Raw genomic sequence first — 16,571 nt, 5'->3', positions numbered from 1 at the left:
AGCAGTTCCCATTACGCCCCCAACTTTATACGACGCAATTTCGGGTTGCCGTCGAACATATCCTGGTGGGTGGTAAAGAGCACCATACCGCCATTGTCGACATGTTGCTGAAACAGGTTTTCCAACACTTTTACACCCTGTTTATCAATCGCGGTCAGCGGTTCGTCTAAAATCCACAGCGGCGACTCGCTTATCCAGAGACGTGCCAACGCAACGCGACGGTTTTGTCCCGCGGACAACTGAGCAGCTGTAACATCTTCACGCCCAGCCAGGCCAACCCGCGCCAATGCATCCCATAACTTGGCTTCATCACTCACACCGTGCATACGCTGATAAAACGCCAGGTTTTCAAACGCCGTCATTTCTCGTTTGACACCCGTGCTGTGTCCCAGAAAAAGCAGTTTGCTGTAGAAGGTTTCGCGCGCTTTGGTCACCAGCTCACCATCCCACAATACATCCCCGCTTTCTGCCAACCCTAATCCGGCGATAATACGTAACAGTGTGGTCTTACCCGCACCATTTGGACCTTCGATTTGCACCAGATCGCCCGGTGATACAGAAAAACAAAGGTCTTCAAACAATACCCGCTCGTCCCGGATACAGCTGAGCTGACGGACTTCCAACATGAGAAATCAGCGTTCCCGATAAAGTAATGAAAAATTTGCCCGATAATATCATAGAGCCCTCTCACATCGGTAGTTGCGAGATCTCGCCCGCGCACCCCAGGCAGTAAAATCCTACTGAGATAATTCCGGGGACTCTATCTTTGATGCGTTACGAATTGTGAGCAAATATGAAAATCAATAATATCAGTCATATCAACACATTAGTGCAGGAGCACATCAAGGACATTCCTTTGAAAACCTTGCAGGCATCTGGGGGTATGGGCGCTTCAACCACGCCCTCAGGCCTCAACACTGCTCCTGCGCGCTCACAAATTTCTCAATTGTTAACACTCATCAACCTCTTTCCGTTTCTGTATCGCAGCGATTCATCTTCAGCAAAGCTCTCAACTTTACTTTCCCAACTCGCTGCAGCGCTGTTACCCCCAAAAAACATTCAACAGGCGGCGAAATGGCTGGCGCAACAGGAAGCCGACATAGCATTGCATCACACATTGAACTACGTACTCCAGCACCAAGAAGATGACGTGGGTGGGAAGACCAAAGGCCTACTGATGCTACTGGCAGAACAACGGCTTAATGAACAGACTAAGACCGGCGAATACCACTGGCTATTTCCATTCAGAAATGAAGACCACTCTCCGGTACGGGTGACGGTGAAGAAAAAGCAGGCAGGGAAACGAAAACGACAGATCTGGTGTGTTACTGTAAACCTTTCCCTGTCTAAAAACCGTCATTTAACCGCCACGGCTGAACTGGAAGATCAAACACTCAGGCTGACAATGTCTACCGATGCTGCCGGCTTACAGCAACAAATCGAAAACGCATTACCGACATTGGAAAAAGCGCTGGCAAGCCACAATATTGCGCTGACCCAATGTGAATTTTCCACCACAGAAAACGTGGCACCCGCCACCCTTCATTCAGGTGTAGACATACAAGTATGAAAACAACGAAAAGTGCCATTGCCCTGCGCTACGACGGCGTAAACGCGCCAAAAGTCAGTGCCAAAGGCTATAACGAACTGGCAGAAAAGCTGATTGAGGAAATGGAAAAACAAGGCGGGCTCATCCACAGTGATGAGACGCTGCTGAATTGGTTGTCAGCATTGGATATTGGGGAAGAGATCCCTGAACAACTCTATTTGGTGATTGCAGAGCTTATCGCGTTTGCCTGGTACCTAGACGGAAAAACCCCGCCCGGATGGGAAGGGTCTGTCGTTAACCAGTCGGTGTGATGCGCCCGGCGTCAGGCTTATCGCAGCATGCGCTGCTTGCGGATGCTGAGCAGAAGCTCAGCTTCAGCCTTCGGCAAATCGCATTCTTCCATCAGTTCATGGATATCAGCACCAAGCTCCACCATTTTAGAGGCGCGACTGTAGAGGCGGCCATCAGGATCGTGCATTTCCAGCTCGTTCTGTTTGTCCACCAACTCATCAAACCGATGAGATAACTCCGCCAGCTTCTGGCTCATCCCAATCGACCCTGCCCTCAATTCATTGAACTGTTTGGAGAGGCTTTCATGTTGTTGTCGTGCATTCTTCGCCAGTAGCTCCATCGCCTGATACTTGGATTCAAGCTGATGTCGCGCTTTCTTTTCAGAGCGGAGCAACAACAAGGCTACCACCCCAACGCAAACAGATACGCCGAGTGGTAACCAATGCAGCACAACGTCGAGCATTACAGCATTGCCATATCTGACCACTCTTCATCAGAGAGCAGCTTGTTCAGATCAACCAGAATCAACAGATGTCCATTGCGGTTGCTGACGCCTTGGATGAACTTGGCACTTTCATCCGTACCCACGCTTGGTGTGGTGTCGATTTCAGATGTCTTGAGGTACACCACCTCAGCCACGCTGTCGACCATGATACCGATAACTTGCGATTCCGCCTCGATAACGATGACACGGGTATTGTCCGTGACTTCGCCTTGAACCAGGCCAAAACGGGAGCGGGTATCAATCACAGTTACCACGTTACCGCGCAGGTTGATGATGCCCAGAACATAATCTGGTGCACCCGGTACCGGTGCGATTTCGGTGTAGCGCAAAACTTCCCGGACTTGCATGACATTAATGCCGTAAGTTTCATCTTCCAGTTGGAAGGTCACCCACTGCAGGACTTCGTCATTCACGTTTTCTTTTTGTACTTCAGCTACCTGAGACATTTATTTTCCTCTTTACGTGCTGTGCTACGTCATTTACGCCAATGCATTGGCATCAATACCTTGATCCAGCATGGCGATCAGCGCTTCGACGTGTATCAAGGCGCACATTTTGTCTTTCACCAGCCCAGCCAACCACGGCCGTTTGCCAGCTTGTTCGCGCCATCGCACTCGTTCACCAGTGAGTGACTCCGTCCCTAGTAGAGCATTGCAAGCCAAGCCCCATTTACTGTCACCCAAGATCACAATATAACTATAGTCATCGCGATGGCTGTTATCCGTTATTTTTTCCGGCATTACCCACATCGCCGTATCAACCACGTCCAGTTGCTGATCACGTTCTGTCTGTAAACCAAGATACCAATCCGGTCTGCCTATCAAATGATTGCAAGATTCCAAGCGGTGAATCCCGCCCAACTCCGCCAGGGGAACCGCATACGTCACGCCGACAGATTCAAAGAACAACACCTGAAACGCATGCTCCGGCGCAATGTTTTTCCACGGTGGCGTTGTGTCAGCATCTTCCTGCGTTTGTGGTTCAGCCTGGGTTTCGGTATCTGCCTCAATGTCTTGGGCAACGTCCTCAGCTGCCTCAACGACTACCTCAGTTTCGACCTCAACGTCAGAGACGACTTCCGGCTCAATATCGACCGTTTGTTCAACGACAGTTTCGGTCTCTGTGATAACCTCCGCGTCGACCACCGTTTCGACGTCGGCTTCAACGGCCACATCCACCGCAACATCTGTCAATTGTTCTGTATACGTTTCAACAGCCAGTTCGCTGTCGGTGATCACGTCCGTTTCCGTCAGCGCTTCGACTTCCACTTCCAGATCTTCATCCAGCTTTAGCTGGCTGAGCAGTTTCTCTACCGAAGACAAGTCGCGCTCATCTTTGGTCAGCGTTGCCCCACCGAACTTTTCAATCGGTTCAATCACCACAGGCTGGGGTTGAAGTGTCAGGCTACCCTCAGCTGCGTGAGATTTCGCATCCGTGTCACTGCCTTGCAGGGGACTGTCGTCATCCAGCAAAGCATCAAAGTAGTCATCCAGCGCCTGAACACTGGACAGGGCACGGCTATCTTTCATCCTGTTCAAGTCGCTCCAAGTAAGAGAGCAGCGTTTTATAGGCAAACACGCCGCGACAGTTTTTTGCGTAATAAGAGGGCGGCATGTGCTTTAAGCTCGCATCACGGAATTTGGTGTCGATAGGGACGGCAGAAGTCCACACCTGATCCGGATAACGCACTTTCAGCTCTTGCAAGGTTTCGAGAGAAGCCCGGGTGCGTTTGTCGTACATCGTCGGCACGATACAAACCTTGAACTCGGATGCGCGGGATTTTTGCATAATCTGCAAAGTACGCACCATGCGCTCGAGCCCCTTCATCGCCAGGAACTCGGTTTGTACCGGAATTAGAATTCGGTTACTGGCAGCCAGGGCGTTGACCATCATCACCCCGAGAATCGGCGGACAGTCTATCAAAGCGTAGTCGTAATCTTCTTCAAGACATGCGAGGGTTTTCTTCAGCATCAACCCCATGCCACCACGATTGCCCATGGCTCTGTCCAGTGTCGCCAGAGACATATGTGACGGCAAAAGGTCGAGGTTCTTATATTCCGTTTTCAGGATCAGCGGCTTTACTGCATCGCGGGTAATGCTTTGCAGTTGGAACAGGTCAAACAGGGTATGCGTCAACTTGTCTGAATCGAAATTCAGATAGGTTGTGAGCGACGCATGCGGATCGGTATCGATCAGCAGGACTCGCTTGTTTTTTTCACTGAGTAGCCCAGCAAGCGTGACGGTGGAGGTTGTTTTCCCCACGCCCCCTTTCTGGTTGGCAATGCTCCAGACTATCACAGCCGCTCCTTACGTAAGGTTTAGCTCAACGAGAATGCGCTCAGCAATGCGCTCCAACGGAAGATCTTCAGTCGAAATCCCTGCTTTGGCTACCGCTTGAGGCATACCATAGACCACACAACTTTCTTCGTCCTGCGCCCACACCGTTGAACCGTTTTGCTTCAGCATACGCGCGCCATCACGGCCATCTGCACCCATGCCGGTAAGCACCATAGACAGTACTTTATCACCATACACGTTTGCTGCTGAGCCGAAAGTCACGTCTACGCAAGGCTTGTAGTTCATGCGGTCGCCACCATCAAGAATTTTCAGGCGGGCAGCCCCAGGACGGCCATCGATCATCATCTGCATGCCACCTGGTGCCAGGTAAGCGGTACCTGCTTGCAACGGGTCGCCATCCTGCGCTTCTTTCACGTTGATTTTGCACAAACCATTCAAACGCTGTGCAAACGCAGCCGTAAACGTAGACGGCATATGTTGGATCAACAAAATAGGCAGAGGAAAATTCGCCGGAAGCGAGCTAAGCACTTTCTGCAACGCCACGGGGCCGCCTGTGGATGTGCCAATCGCCACCAGTTGGTAGCGCTTGCCACTTGCCTTGAAGCGTGCGGCCGATGATACCGGTCGCGCTGCAGGTGCCGGCGCGGGAGACGGTGTCGCTGCTTGACGCGCCAGTGAAGGCGCTGATGCCGTTGTTGTCGCGGTAGTTGCCGGGCGAGTCACTTGCGCTGGACGGCGCATGAAAGCACGTTTACGTGCTATTTCGTTCACGCGCTGCTGCAAGAGGCTCACTGCTTCATCACGGTTACGTGCGATGTCTTCAAATTTCTTTGGCAGAAAATCGAGCGCACCCGCGTCCAGCGCATCCAGAGTGGCTTTCGCACCATCATGCGTCAATGACGAAAACATCAGGATCGGAGTTGGATTGCTGCGCATTATTTCGCGTACAGCAGTGATGCCATCCATCACGGGCATTTCTATGTCCATGGTGATGACATCCGGCTTCAGTTGGGCGGCTTTATCAATCGCCTCTTTGCCGTTTGCTGCACAGTCAATAACTTGAAGACGAGGATCCCCGTTAATAATTTCACTAACACGGCGGCGGAAAAAACTTGAATCGTCCACCACCAAAACTTTCACTGCCATGGCGTTCCTTCAGTTGTTATCGACTAGCGTAACGTTTGAGTAAATTAGGCACATCCAGAATCAAGGCAATGTGGCCGTCACTGGTGATGGTTGCACCCGCCATACCCGGCGTACCCTGCAGCAATTCATCCAGCGGCTTGATAACGACTTCTTCCTGACCAATCAAAGAATCAACCACGAATGCAACCGGCTGGTGACCCATCTGAACGATAACCACATGGCCTTGTTCACGGTTGGTTGGTCGTTTCGGACATAACCAGTCTTGCAGGTAGAACAGCGGGATCGCTTTCTCACGCACGATAAGTGTCAGTTGTCCGTCGACGGTGTTGGTTTTCTTCAGATCCAGGCTAATGATTTCATTAACATTGGACAGTGGGAACGCGAACGGGCTGTTGCCAATACCAACCATCAAGGTTGGCAGGATAGCCAGCGTCAGCGGTACTTTGATTGAAATAATGGTGCCACGGCCAAGTTCAGAGTCGATAGCAATGGTACCGTTGAGCTGGGTGATCGCTGTTTTCACAACGTCCATGCCCACGCCACGGCCTGAGATATCTGAAATCTCTTTCTTGGTTGAAAAGCCCGGTGCAAAAATCAGGTTAAACGCTTCGTTGTCGGTCAGACGGCCTGCTGCGTCAGCATCCATCAGACCGCGCTCGACCGCGATGCTGCGCAGCTTGTCAGCATCCATACCGCCACCGTCATCGGTAATAGTAAGAAGGATATGGTCGCCTTCCTGCGATGCAGCCAGCGTTACCGTACCGGTACGCGGTTTGCCGTTTTGCTCACGGACATCCGGCATTTCAATACCGTGGTCAACCGAGTTACGCACCAAGTGAACCATTGGATCGGCCAGTGCCTCAACCAGGTTTTTATCCAAGTCAGTTTCTTCACCGCGCATTTCCAGCACGATGTCTTTTTTCAGGCTTCTAGCCAAATCGCGAACAACGCGCGGGAAGCGGCCGAATACTTTCTTGATTGGCTGCATGCGCGTCTGCATGACGGCACCTTGCAGGTCAGCTGTGACCACATCTAGGTTGGTGACCGCTTTGGCCATGTTTTCGTCATCGCTGTTTGCACCCAGGCTGACCAAACGGTTGCGCACCAGCACCAGCTCACCCACCATGTTCATGATGGTGTCGAGTGTAGAGGTGTTCACACGTACGGTTTGTTCAGCTTGTGGCGCAGGCGGCTTTTTCTCTTCCGCTTTGGCCGGTGGCTTTGCCACAGTCGCCGGTGGTGCTGCCGCAGCAGGCTCAGCTTTAGGTGCAGGCTTCGGAGCAGGTGCCGCTGCAGCCGGGGCTGCAGGAGCAGCGGCTTGCGGTTTCGCCGTAGCTTCGCCGTTTATCGGGCTCTTACCTTTACCGTGTAACTCATCCAGCAGTTTTTCAAATTCATCATCAGTGATTTCATCACTGCTTGGACTTTCTACCGATGCATTTTGCGGCGGCGGTGTAGCAGGTTCGGCACCACCCGCTTGTGGGCCTTTGCCAGCGCCGTGCAGGTCATCGAGTAGCTTTTCAAATTCGTCGTCGGTGATGTCATCGCCGCTTGAAGGAGCACTACCGCTACTTTCCGGTACGGTACTGCCTGCAGGCCCTTGACCTTTGCCGTGAAGCTGGTCAAGAAGACGGTCAAATTCATCATCGGTGATTTCGTCTACCGAGTCGCCGGCAATCGCATCGCCACTTGCTGGGGCTTCAGCCACCACTTCTGGCTCTGGTTCCGGTTCTGGCTCGGGTTCAGGCTCAACAACCGGCGCAGCTTCTGCGACCTCGTCTGCAGAGGCGGGGTTGCTGTATTTGTGCAGGGCTTCCAGCAATTCCGGATTAGCAGGAGGTACCGGAGAGCGTTCCTGTACACAGGCAAACTGTTCGTTAACGGTATCAAGAGACTGGAGAATGGTGTCCATGACTTCAGAGGTCAGCTCGCGACCGCCGTTGCGCAGGTTATCGAATACGTTTTCTGCACCGTGGCAGGTATCCACCAGTTCTGTCAGCGACAAGAAACCCGCACCACCTTTAACCGTGTGGAATCCACGGAAAATTGCGTTGAGCAAGTCACGATCGTCTGGGGTTTTTTCCAGATCAACCAATTGCTCGGACAGCAACTCCAGAATTTCACCTGCTTCGATCAAAAAGTCCTGCAGGATTTCTTCATCCATTTCAAAACTCATAGCACACCCCTAAAAGCCAAGGCTGGAAAGCAAATCGTCGACATCGTCCTGACTCTGCATCACTTGTTTTTCTTGACGCTTCTCTTCAGTAACGACAGGACCTTCAGCCTCGATACCAGTCTGATTGTCAGATTCTTGTTCTTTGTAGTCTTCATTCAGACCAAAGGCCGTCAGAATATCTACCAGTTGTTTTTCAACTTCTTGCACCAGCTCGATCACACGACGGATCACCTGACCGGTCAGATCCTGAAAATCCTGCGCCATGAGAATTTCCGTCAGTTGTCCGTGCAGACTGGTGGTATCACCTTCAACCTGTGTCAGCAAACCGTCGATTTGATGACACAAGTCTTTAAAACTCGTGATATCAATCCGCCCTCCCATGAGGTTGTTCCACTGAGGTCTTACCTGCGTGAGGCACTCTTGCAGGTTATCGGCAATGGGTAGCATTGATTCAACCGCATCCATGGTGCGGTTAGCCGCGATTTCCGTTTTCTCCATCACAAAGTTCAAGCGATCGCGGGCATCTGGGATCTCGCTGTTTGCAAGATCGCTGACGCGCGGATCCAAACGGAAATTAACGAGTGAATCGTGCAGTTGCCGGGTCAGTTTTCCAACCTCATTGAAGAGCGGATTGCGCGAATCGCCAGCTATTTTCACCAGCAATTCGTTCGCGCCTTCCTGATTCCCTTCTTCCAGCAAACTGACCAATTCTTTAGCTTGGTCGAGTGTTATCATTGAATTAATAATCCTTCACTGCGCGAAGAAGCAAATCACATGCGTTCGAAAATTTTATCCAGCTTTTCTTTCAGGGTTGCAGCTGTAAATGGCTTAACGATGTAACCATTTACGCCAGCCTGAGCTGCTTCAACAATCTGCTCACGCTTGGCTTCTGCCGTGATCATCAACACTGGCAGATGCTTCAGTTCATCGTCAGCACGGATGTTCTTGAGCAGATCAATACCCTGCATACCAGGCATATTCCAATCAGTGACGACAAAATCAATACCGCCTTTCTTGAGAATTGGCAGTGCTGTCAGGCCGTCATCTGCTTCAACGGTATTGTTGAAACCCAGATCACGAAGGAGGTTTTTAACGATACGGCGCATTGTTGAAAAGTCGTCAACAATGAGGATTTTCATATTTGTGTCCAAAGTGGCCTCCGGTGAGGTTCCTTATAATTGTTAAAACTTACTTTGACCAAGCAGTTAGCTTGGTCCGTAACCGCTGCATTGCCTGATTTTGAATCTGGCAAACTCGGGATTCACTGACCCCGATAATGGCCCCAATCTCTTTGAGGTTAAGTTCCTCATCGTAATAGAGGGAAAGGACCAAAGCTTCTCTCTCAGGAAGTCCTCGGATGGCATTAGCCAGATGCGACTTGAAGCTATCCTCGGCGACTTCCTCAAAGGGAAGGTTTTCGTCGCGATGACTTTCGGTAACGAAAGCATCTTCTGAAACGCCCAGATCATCGATGCCGATTAATCGCCCGGCGTTGATGTCATTCTGAACCTGGTAGTACTGCTCAAGGCTCATTCCCAGACGTTTCGCAATCTCTTTGTCGTTAGGATCCCGCCCTAACTCGCCTTCCAACTGAGCGATAACCTCGCTGATTTGGCGGTTGTTCCGGTGTACTGAGCGTGGTACCCAGTCACCTTTTCGAATATCGTCAAGCATGGCGCCGCGAATTCGAATGCCTGCATAAGTCTCAAAACTCGCCCCTTTTGACGGGTCATAGTTCTGTTGCGCTTCCAGCAGGCCGACCATACCCGCCTGTATCAGGTCTTCGACCTGCACGTTCGGCGGTAAACGGGAAATCATGTGATGAGCAATACGCTTCACCAGCGTCGAATATTGCTCAAACACCGTCTCAGTTGATGCTCCAGTCCTGCTGTAGGTGAGCGCTCTACTCACTGAGATAGTCTCCCGCGGTCTCGTCTTTCATTAACAGTCGTTCAACAAAAAACTCGAGGTGTCCACCTGGGTTTCGTGGTACCGGCCAGGTCAGTGCTTTGTTCGCCAGCGCATTCAATGCCAGCGCAGCAGGTGCATTTGGAAACGCATCAACAACGACTTTTTGCTTCTTCACAGACTGGCGCACATGCTCATCAAGTGGGACACATGCTACTAATTCTAGATTAGCATTTAAAAATCTTTCAGTTACTCGCGTTAATTTTGTAAATAAATCGCGACCTTCGCGGTAACTGCGCACCATATTGGCCACAACTTTGAAGCGTGTAACCCCGTGTTCACGGCTTAAAAGCTTGATCAGTGCATAAGCATCAGTGATGGATGTTGGCTCATCACACACCACAATCATCACATCTTGCGCGGCACGGGAAAAACTCAGCACCATGTCAGAAATGCCTGCTGCGGTGTCCACCAGCAACACGTCAACGTCTTCATCCAGGGTACCGAACGCGCGGATAAGTCCGGCGTGTTGTGCCGTTGTCAGCTCTGTCATGCCGCGCATCCCTGAGGATGCAGGGATGATCTTCATACCGTGAGGGCCTTCGACAATGATGTCTTTCAGGTCACACACGCCTTGCATAACGTGGCTCAGGTTTTTGCCGACACGCAAACCCAGCAACACGTCAACGTTGGCTAACCCCAGGTCGGCATCAAGCACCATCACCTTTTTACCTTGCTTGGCCATTGCTGCTGCCACACCCAGAGTGATATTGGTTTTACCCACACCACCTTTACCGCCGGTGACCGTAATCACCTTGGTACGAGTCGGGTTGGTCAGGCGGCGGAGGCCGCTAGCTTGATCGTGCATGGTTGTCTCAATCATAAAAGTCCGCCGCATTCGACTCTGGTACATCATGACTCCAGAAATGGTTTTGCTGCTCTGAATCTTGATCCATCAGTTCACTTGCCTTGTTGACCAGGTATCGTCCACTAGCCTGGCGAATATCCTCCGGCACACGCTGACCATCGGCCAGATAAGTCACCGGAAGGGCGTTTTCTATGGTCACGCTCAGTAGTTCCCCCAGACTGAGGGATTCGTCCAGCTTCGTCAGCACACACCCGGAAAGGGGAATACGACGGAAGTGGTCAATGGTCTCCTGCAGCACACGACGTTGGGAAGTCGCGGGAAGCACGAGGAGGCTTCGGATGTGTGAACCACTGCTTTGGATAAGGGTATCAAGTTGCTCTGACAGCCTGAGATCACGCTGGCCCATGCCGGCGGTGTCTAGCAGGATCAGTCGTCGATGACGTAACTGATACAGTATATCGGCCAGTGTATCCGCATCTTTAGCAACTTTTACCGGGCAACCTAAAATACGGCCATAAGTAGCCAGTTGCTCGTGCGCGCCGATACGAAATGTATCTGTTGTGACCAGCGCAACCTCTTCCGGGCCGAAATCCATCGCTGCCCGCGCCGCCAGTTTGGCTATCGTGGTGGTTTTACCCACGCCGGTTGGCCCCAGCAGTGCAATTACACCGCCGGTTTCAAGCAGGTTTTCACTGGTTGTAATGACCTGATCAGCGACCAATTCCATCAGTTCTGACCAAGCTTCATTCGGTGGCGTATCTTCCGGGATGTAACCGGCCAACTGATCTGCCAGCACCGGAGAGATACCCATTTTTTCAAGACGTTTGATCAACATGGCGCGAAGCGGCTCTTTTCGCTCCACTTCCTGCCACATCAATCCTGATAACTGGTGCTCCAGCAGGCTGCGAATGGTCGCCATTTCTTTGCGCATCGCTTCTATTTCGTCCTGCTGACGCGGTGCCGCTGGTTTACGCGGCTCATTGCGAAGCCCACCGAAACGGTCATCCTGCATCTGCTGCGGGCGTTGCTGCTGGGCACGCGGGGCATTTTCGTCACGTTTTTGACGGTACAGGCGGGAGAGTTCATCACTCTTAGCCTGTTGCTGGGAACGCGAAAAGCCTGACATGCCGTTGGCATTGCCATTGTTGTGACCGTTGCTGGGTGCTGGACGACGTTGGGGTTGCTGTGGCGCAGCGCCATAAGCGTTTTCGCTTTGGCGTCGGCGCGCATCGCCTTGACGTGCCAGCAGCGCACTCAGAGAGTCAGCTTCGCTTTCAGGCTCTTGGTTACGGCTGTTATCCGGCAATTGGGACTGGTAGCGATCCAGCAGGCTGGAGAATTTGCTGCCAAGGGCGCCGCCCAATGGCTTTCTTGCTGCTTCTTTGCTGATGTCGCGACGCAGGTGAACGGTATCCTCAGCCAGACGGCGAGCCTGTTGGGCGCGGTCCATACTTTGTGCCACTTGCGCTTTTGCAGCATCTTTACGTACATCACGGGTTGGCGCTTCAGTATCTACTGCCGCCACGATTTCGACACCGCCGGTCACTTTTTTGTTGGACATGATCACTGCATCTGCGCCGAGTGCTTCTTTCACTTCGGCCAGTGCTGTGCGCATGTCTTTGGCAAAAAATCGTTTAATCTTCAAAATCGTTGTCCTGAGTTACTGATGACGTACATCAGTTGCCAACCGCTCTTACAATTCTTATTTGTTTTTCATCCGGCACTTCCTGATAAGACAGGACACGCAGTGTCGGGATGGTGTTCTTCACGAACTTCGCGAGCGTAGAACGGAGCACACCGGACGTCAGCAATACAGCAGGTTCACCTTGCAGCTCCTGATGCTGAGTCGCTTCAGCAAGACTGCGCTGTAAGCGCTCTGCCAGACCCGGCTCAATACCGGTAGATTCACCGCCTGACGCTTGCATAGTTTTATGCAATATCTGTTCCAATTCCGGAACAAGCGTAATCACAGGCAATTCAGGCGCTACACCATTGATTTCCTGAACAATCAGGCGACGCAGGGAGATGCGGACAGCCGCCGTCAGGATGTCGGGATCTTGACTCTTAGGTGCATATTCAGACAGGGTCTGGATGATGGTGCGAACATCGCGGATTGGGATGGCTTCGTTGAGCAGGTTTTGCATCACTTTCACCACCACACCAAGGGAAATCAGATCCGGGATCAGGCCTTCGACCAGTCGTGGTGACTGTTTCGACAGCATATCCACCAGGTTCTGCGCTTCCTCGTGGCCCAGCAGACGCTCGGCGTTGTTGGTCAGCATCTGACTGAGGTGGGTAGCCAATACGGTGGCGGAGTCCACCACGGTATAACCGAGCGCCTGCGCGTGCTCACGCTGTGACTTCTCAATCCAAACCGCTTCCAGGCCGAAGGCCGGGTCAATGGTCGGCTCACCGTCAATCGGGCCAAATACCTGGCCGGGGTTAATCGCCAGCTCTTTGTCAGGGCGGATATCCGCCTCACCCACTGCAACGCCCATCAGGGTAATGCGGTAGCTGTTCGGTGGCAGCTCAAGGTTGTCACGGATATGAACCGGTGGCACAAGGAAACCAAAGTCCTGCGACAGTTTCTTGCGCACGCCTTTGACGCGATCAAGCAGCTCGCCGCCCTGATCACGGTCCACCATAGGGATCAGGCGGTAGCCGACTTCCAGTCCAATCACATCAACAGGCTGCACATCTTCCCAGGAAAGCTCTTTCGGCTTCGGTGCCACCACATCTTGTTTCGGGGCTTCTTCTGCTTGCTGCTTGGCTTTTTCCTGCTGTTTGACTTTCCAGTAAGCAAAACCACCGCAAACCGCTGCCAATGTCAAAAATGGAATGTGTGGCATGCCGGGAACAATACCCATCACAAACAAAATGCCGGTGGAGATGATCAGTGCTTTCGGGTTGTCCACCAGCTGGAACACGAGCTGCTGGCCCATGTCTTCATCGGTGTTCTGGCGGGTTACCATGATGGCCGCGCCGATAGAAAGCAGCAGTGACGGGATCTGGGCAACCAGACCGTCACCGATGGTCAGCAGGGTATAAATTTCCACCGCATCGCCAAAGCTGACGTTGTGCTGGATCATACCAATGGCAAGACCGCCGATGATGTTGATTGCAAGGATGAGGATACCGGCAATGGCATCCCCTTTTACGAATTTTGACGCACCGTCCATCGAACCGTAAAAGTCTGCTTCTTTGGTCACTTCCTGACGGCGTGTACGTGCCTGATCCTGGTTGATAAGCCCGGCGTTGAGGTCAGCGTCAATCGCCATTTGTTTACCCGGCAAGGCGTCCAGGGTAAAGCGCGCACTCACCTCGGAGATACGTCCCGCACCTTTGGTCACAACCATAAAGTTGATGATCATCAGGATAAGGAACACCACCAGACCGACAGCATAGTTGCCGCCAATCACCACCGAACCGAAGGCATCAATTACCTCACCGGCCGCGCCTGGGCCTTCATGACCATGCAGGAGTACAACACGGGTGGATGCCACGTTCAGCGCCAGGCGCATCAGGGTGGCGATAAGCAAAACGGTCGGGAACGCCGCGAAGTCCAGAGGACGGCGGGTATAGACAGTCACCAGAAGCACGACCAGCGACAAGGCGATGTTGAAGGAGAACATCAGGTCGAGCAGCATCGGCGGTACAGGCAATACCACCATCGCCAGTGTTGAAAGTACCAACACCGGTGCACCGATAGCAGGGAATGCGCCCCCACGCTTAAAGGGGATTCTGTCCTGAACCTTGTCGTAAAACGGCAAAGAGAGCTTCATAAAATGGTTTCGTTTCACTTGGGCTTAATCACTAAAGCCTCATTAGCAAAAAACGAACCACTTTTATAGCACTTAATAATCAAGAGGTTAAAAAGCAATCACGACTGATGATGAAATCAGCGACGTAATTCCGGCGGTATAGGAAGTTGCTGATCCGCGAGCGGTTTTGGCCTACGCCCGCGCCCTTTTTTGTACTGCTTGAGCTGGAACACATAGGCCAGAAGCTGGGCAACGGCACTGAACAAACCGTCAGGAATTTGTTGCTCAAGCTCTGTGCTGTAATACACCGCACGGGCAAGCGGTGGCGCAGGCACAATAGTGATGTCATGCTCGGCAGCAATCTCCCGGATTTTGAGCGCCAGGAAATCGGAGCCCTTTGCCACCACCACCGGCGCACGGTCAATCTTGCTGTCATAACGCAGCGCCACCGAATAGTGCTCCGGGTTGGTAATGATGACGTCTGCCGACGGCACTTCCGCCATCATCCGGCGCTGGGCCATTTCACGCTGCAACATACGGATACGGCCTTTGACCTCCGGCTTACCTTCGGTTTCCTTATATTCGTCTTTGATTTCCTGCTTGGTCATTTTCAGCTGTTCATTGTGCTGCCAGATTTGGAACGGCACATCAATCGCCACCACCACAAGCAGGGAACAGCAGATAAGTAATACGAAATCGAGCAGGATTTCGAGCGCGTGATAAAGATTGGTCGGAAAGGTTTCGATATTGAGCTGGAAGAAGTCGTCGAGATTCGCCCACATCAGGTAAAAAGCCACGCCGGAAACCAGTGCCACTTTGAGGATAGACTTGAGCAGTTCGACCCAGCTTTGTTTGCCGAACATACGCTTGATCCCCTGAAGCGGGCTCATCTTTGACAGTTTCGGCCGCGCCGCTTCCCACGAAAAGGAGACACCACCCAACGCTGCTGCCCCGATAAGACCGGCTGCAAACAGCATAAGGAGCACCATTGTCAGCGGCCAGGCAATGGCAAATATCGCCCCGTAAGTGATAAGCCCAAGCGTGGAAACGTCAAAAATTTCTTCCCTGGTAAGGGTGAAGAGTTTTCGCATGACTTCCATCAGGGCTTCGCCCAGCCCCTCACCAAACCACATCAAAGCGACAGCACCAATTACCAGTACCGCCACCGATGCCAGTTCCCTTGAGCGCGGTACCTGACCTTTCTCCCGCGCCTGCTGACGCCTTCGGGGGGTGGCGTCTTCTGTACGTTCCTGACCGTCGTTCTCTGCCATCAGGCACCTCCGCCGGTATTACAATCCAGACGTATCAGATCGCAGATGGTGTTCACACCGGTTTCCCAGTGATTCAGGTAATGCGGCATGATGCCGCTGAGGATGTACATACTGATCAAAAGCCCCACTAGCAATGCAAAGGTGAAGCCCAGGGAAAAAATGTTTAACTGCGGCGCGGCGCGGGTCATGACACCAAAGGAAAGGTTCACCGTCAGCAGCGCAATAATACCCGCCAGCGCCATACCCAAAGAGACGCTGAACATAATGCCAAACCAGCTCGCCAAGGCGCGGTAATCCGCCGCCCCGAGTGCCTCCCCCACTGGCAGGGTTTTAAAGCTCATCACCACCAGATTCAGCATCTGCAAATGGCCGTCGGTGGCGAGGAAAATCATGGTAGCCACGAAGAGGTAAAACTGACCCAGCAATGGCGTGTTCTGGCCGTTGGCCGGATCGACCATAGAGGCAAAACCCAAACTTGATTGCATACCCAGGATCTGGCCGAGCAGCACAAAGGTCTGAATAACAAACTGGGTGACTGTGCCCATAGCAATACCGATCAGGATTTGTTGCGCCAATACCACAAAGCCACCAAATGAGACCAGCTCAATGGCTTCAGGTACCCGTGGCAACGCAGGCATGACCGCAAAAGTGATCGCAAGGGAAAGGTACAGACGAATGCGCACCGGCACAAAACGGGCACCAAAAAACGTCATCGTCATCAACATGGATGAGATGCGGGTCAGGGGCCAGAAAAACTGGGCCATCCAGTCGAGTATGACGTATGCCGGGTATTCCATG

Annotated in this window: 17 protein-coding genes; 2 read left to right on the top strand and 15 right to left on the bottom strand. The window is 52.4% G+C overall.

All coding sequences use genetic code 11. The features are described from left to right. Positions 1–11 precede the first annotated feature (11 nt). Positions 12–626, bottom strand: a complete 615-nt coding sequence (ccmA, locus tag KU854_RS11860) for a cytochrome c biogenesis heme-transporting ATPase CcmA (RefSeq protein WP_054779334.1) — start codon at positions 624–626, stop codon at positions 12–14. Between the two features lie 167 nt (positions 627–793). Here ccmA and KU854_RS11855 point away from each other — a divergent pair, with 167 nt between their 5' ends. Both KU854_RS11855 and KU854_RS11850 read left to right on the top strand, forming a co-directional pair. Further along, complete coding sequence (locus tag KU854_RS11855) at positions 794–1,570, top strand: flagellar hook-length control protein FliK (protein WP_218358752.1); 777 nt, start codon at positions 794–796, stop codon at positions 1,568–1,570. Continuing rightward, positions 1,567–1,860 carry an EscU/YscU/HrcU family type III secretion system export apparatus switch protein gene (locus tag KU854_RS11850; RefSeq protein ID WP_054779332.1) on the top strand — a complete coding sequence of 98 codons (294 nt, stop codon included), beginning with the start codon at positions 1,567–1,569 and terminating at the stop codon, positions 1,858–1,860. Before KU854_RS11855 ends, KU854_RS11850 begins: the two co-directional genes overlap by 4 nt. Before the next feature lie 17 nt (positions 1,861–1,877). Here the strand turns inward: KU854_RS11850 and KU854_RS11845 are convergent, their stop codons facing one another. The 14 genes from KU854_RS11845 to fliR all read right to left on the bottom strand — a co-directional run bounded on the left by KU854_RS11845 (position 1,878) and on the right by fliR (position 16,570). After that, positions 1,878–2,303 (bottom strand): DUF2802 domain-containing protein, encoded by a 426-nt coding sequence (locus KU854_RS11845; protein WP_054779331.1) that lies wholly within the window; start codon positions 2,301–2,303, stop codon positions 1,878–1,880. Continuing rightward, the gene (locus KU854_RS11840) at positions 2,303–2,791 is read right to left on the bottom strand and encodes a chemotaxis protein CheW (protein WP_054779330.1); all 489 of its coding nucleotides are present in this window, start codon (positions 2,789–2,791) and stop codon (positions 2,303–2,305) included. The genes KU854_RS11845 and KU854_RS11840 overlap by 1 nt, the downstream gene beginning before the upstream one ends. Before the next feature lie 33 nt (positions 2,792–2,824). Continuing rightward, positions 2,825–3,874: a chemotaxis protein CheW gene (locus KU854_RS11835; RefSeq protein WP_218358751.1), complete on the bottom strand. Its 1,050-nt coding sequence runs from the start codon at positions 3,872–3,874 to the stop codon at positions 2,825–2,827. Continuing rightward, the gene (locus KU854_RS11830) at positions 3,864–4,643 is read right to left on the bottom strand and encodes a ParA family protein (RefSeq protein WP_218358750.1); all 780 of its coding nucleotides are present in this window, start codon (positions 4,641–4,643) and stop codon (positions 3,864–3,866) included. Before KU854_RS11830 ends, KU854_RS11835 begins: the two co-directional genes overlap by 11 nt. A gap of 9 nt (positions 4,644–4,652) precedes the next feature. After that, complete coding sequence (locus tag KU854_RS11825; RefSeq protein WP_218358749.1) at positions 4,653–5,789, bottom strand: protein-glutamate methylesterase/protein-glutamine glutaminase; 1,137 nt, start codon at positions 5,787–5,789, stop codon at positions 4,653–4,655. A 16-nt stretch (positions 5,790–5,805) separates the two neighbouring features. Continuing rightward, positions 5,806–7,965 (bottom strand): chemotaxis protein CheA, encoded by a 2,160-nt coding sequence (locus tag KU854_RS11820; RefSeq protein ID WP_218358748.1) that lies wholly within the window; start codon positions 7,963–7,965, stop codon positions 5,806–5,808. A gap of 9 nt (positions 7,966–7,974) precedes the next feature. Beyond that, positions 7,975–8,700 carry a protein phosphatase CheZ gene (locus KU854_RS11815; RefSeq protein WP_218358747.1) on the bottom strand — a complete coding sequence of 242 codons (726 nt, stop codon included), beginning with the start codon at positions 8,698–8,700 and terminating at the stop codon, positions 7,975–7,977. A 35-nt stretch (positions 8,701–8,735) separates the two neighbouring features. Then, a complete protein-coding gene (cheY, locus tag KU854_RS11810) occupies positions 8,736–9,104 on the bottom strand; it encodes a chemotaxis response regulator CheY (RefSeq protein ID WP_054779329.1) in 369 nt (122 codons plus the stop codon). Positions 9,105–9,153: 49 nt separating this feature from the next. Continuing rightward, positions 9,154–9,876: an RNA polymerase sigma factor FliA gene (locus tag KU854_RS11805; RefSeq protein WP_218358746.1), complete on the bottom strand. Its 723-nt coding sequence runs from the start codon at positions 9,874–9,876 to the stop codon at positions 9,154–9,156. Continuing rightward, the gene (locus tag KU854_RS11800) at positions 9,869–10,756 is read right to left on the bottom strand and encodes a MinD/ParA family protein (RefSeq protein WP_218358745.1); all 888 of its coding nucleotides are present in this window, start codon (positions 10,754–10,756) and stop codon (positions 9,869–9,871) included. The genes KU854_RS11805 and KU854_RS11800 overlap by 8 nt, the downstream gene beginning before the upstream one ends. Then, entirely contained in the window at positions 10,749–12,386 is a 1,638-nt protein-coding gene (flhF, locus tag KU854_RS11795) for a flagellar biosynthesis protein FlhF (protein ID WP_218358744.1), read from the bottom strand. The genes KU854_RS11800 and flhF overlap by 8 nt, the downstream gene beginning before the upstream one ends. Positions 12,387–12,417: 31 nt before the next feature. Next, positions 12,418–14,523 (bottom strand): flagellar biosynthesis protein FlhA, encoded by a 2,106-nt coding sequence (gene flhA, locus KU854_RS11790; RefSeq protein WP_218358743.1) that lies wholly within the window; start codon positions 14,521–14,523, stop codon positions 12,418–12,420. Positions 14,524–14,639: 116 nt separating this feature from the next. After that, positions 14,640–15,773, bottom strand: coding sequence for a flagellar biosynthesis protein FlhB (gene flhB, locus KU854_RS11785; RefSeq protein ID WP_218358742.1), 1,134 nt, complete (start codon positions 15,771–15,773; stop codon positions 14,640–14,642). Next, positions 15,773–16,570, bottom strand: a complete 798-nt coding sequence (fliR, locus tag KU854_RS11780) for a flagellar biosynthetic protein FliR (RefSeq protein WP_218358741.1) — start codon at positions 16,568–16,570, stop codon at positions 15,773–15,775. The genes flhB and fliR overlap by 1 nt, the downstream gene beginning before the upstream one ends. Position 16,571 lies beyond the last annotated feature (1 nt).

The organism is Enterovibrio paralichthyis, from assembly GCF_019209835.1.
In the GTDB taxonomy this organism is placed as follows: Bacteria; Pseudomonadota; Gammaproteobacteria; order Enterobacterales; family Vibrionaceae; genus Enterovibrio; species Enterovibrio paralichthyis.
This window is presented reverse-complemented; position numbering and strand designations above follow the sequence as displayed.

Bases quoted from the DNA above. Each gene is read 5' to 3' on its own strand.
- ccmA (WP_054779334.1), bottom strand. From the start codon at position 626: ATGTTGGAAGTCCGTCAGCTCAGCTGTATCCGGGACGAGCGGGTATTG.
- KU854_RS11855 (WP_218358752.1), top strand. From the start codon at position 794: ATGAAAATCAATAATATCAGTCATATCAACACATTAGTGCAGGAGCAC.
- KU854_RS11850 (WP_054779332.1), top strand. From the start codon at position 1,567: ATGAAAACAACGAAAAGTGCCATTGCCCTGCGCTACGACGGCGTAAAC.
- KU854_RS11845 (WP_054779331.1), bottom strand. From the start codon at position 2,303: ATGCTCGACGTTGTGCTGCATTGGTTACCACTCGGCGTATCTGTTTGC.
- KU854_RS11840 (WP_054779330.1), bottom strand. From the start codon at position 2,791: ATGTCTCAGGTAGCTGAAGTACAAAAAGAAAACGTGAATGACGAAGTC.
- KU854_RS11835 (WP_218358751.1), bottom strand. From the start codon at position 3,874: ATGAAAGATAGCCGTGCCCTGTCCAGTGTTCAGGCGCTGGATGACTAC.
- KU854_RS11825 (WP_218358749.1), bottom strand. From the start codon at position 5,789: ATGGCAGTGAAAGTTTTGGTGGTGGACGATTCAAGTTTTTTCCGCCGC.
- KU854_RS11820 (WP_218358748.1), bottom strand. From the start codon at position 7,965: ATGAGTTTTGAAATGGATGAAGAAATCCTGCAGGACTTTTTGATCGAA.
- KU854_RS11815 (WP_218358747.1), bottom strand. From the start codon at position 8,700: ATGATAACACTCGACCAAGCTAAAGAATTGGTCAGTTTGCTGGAAGAA.
- cheY (WP_054779329.1), bottom strand. From the start codon at position 9,104: ATGAAAATCCTCATTGTTGACGACTTTTCAACAATGCGCCGTATCGTT.
- KU854_RS11800 (WP_218358745.1), bottom strand. From the start codon at position 10,756: ATGATTGAGACAACCATGCACGATCAAGCTAGCGGCCTCCGCCGCCTG.
- flhA (WP_218358743.1), bottom strand. From the start codon at position 14,523: ATGAAGCTCTCTTTGCCGTTTTACGACAAGGTTCAGGACAGAATCCCC.
- flhB (WP_218358742.1), bottom strand. From the start codon at position 15,773: ATGGCAGAGAACGACGGTCAGGAACGTACAGAAGACGCCACCCCCCGA.
- fliR (WP_218358741.1), bottom strand. From the start codon at position 16,570: ATGGAATACCCGGCATACGTCATACTCGACTGGATGGCCCAGTTTTTC.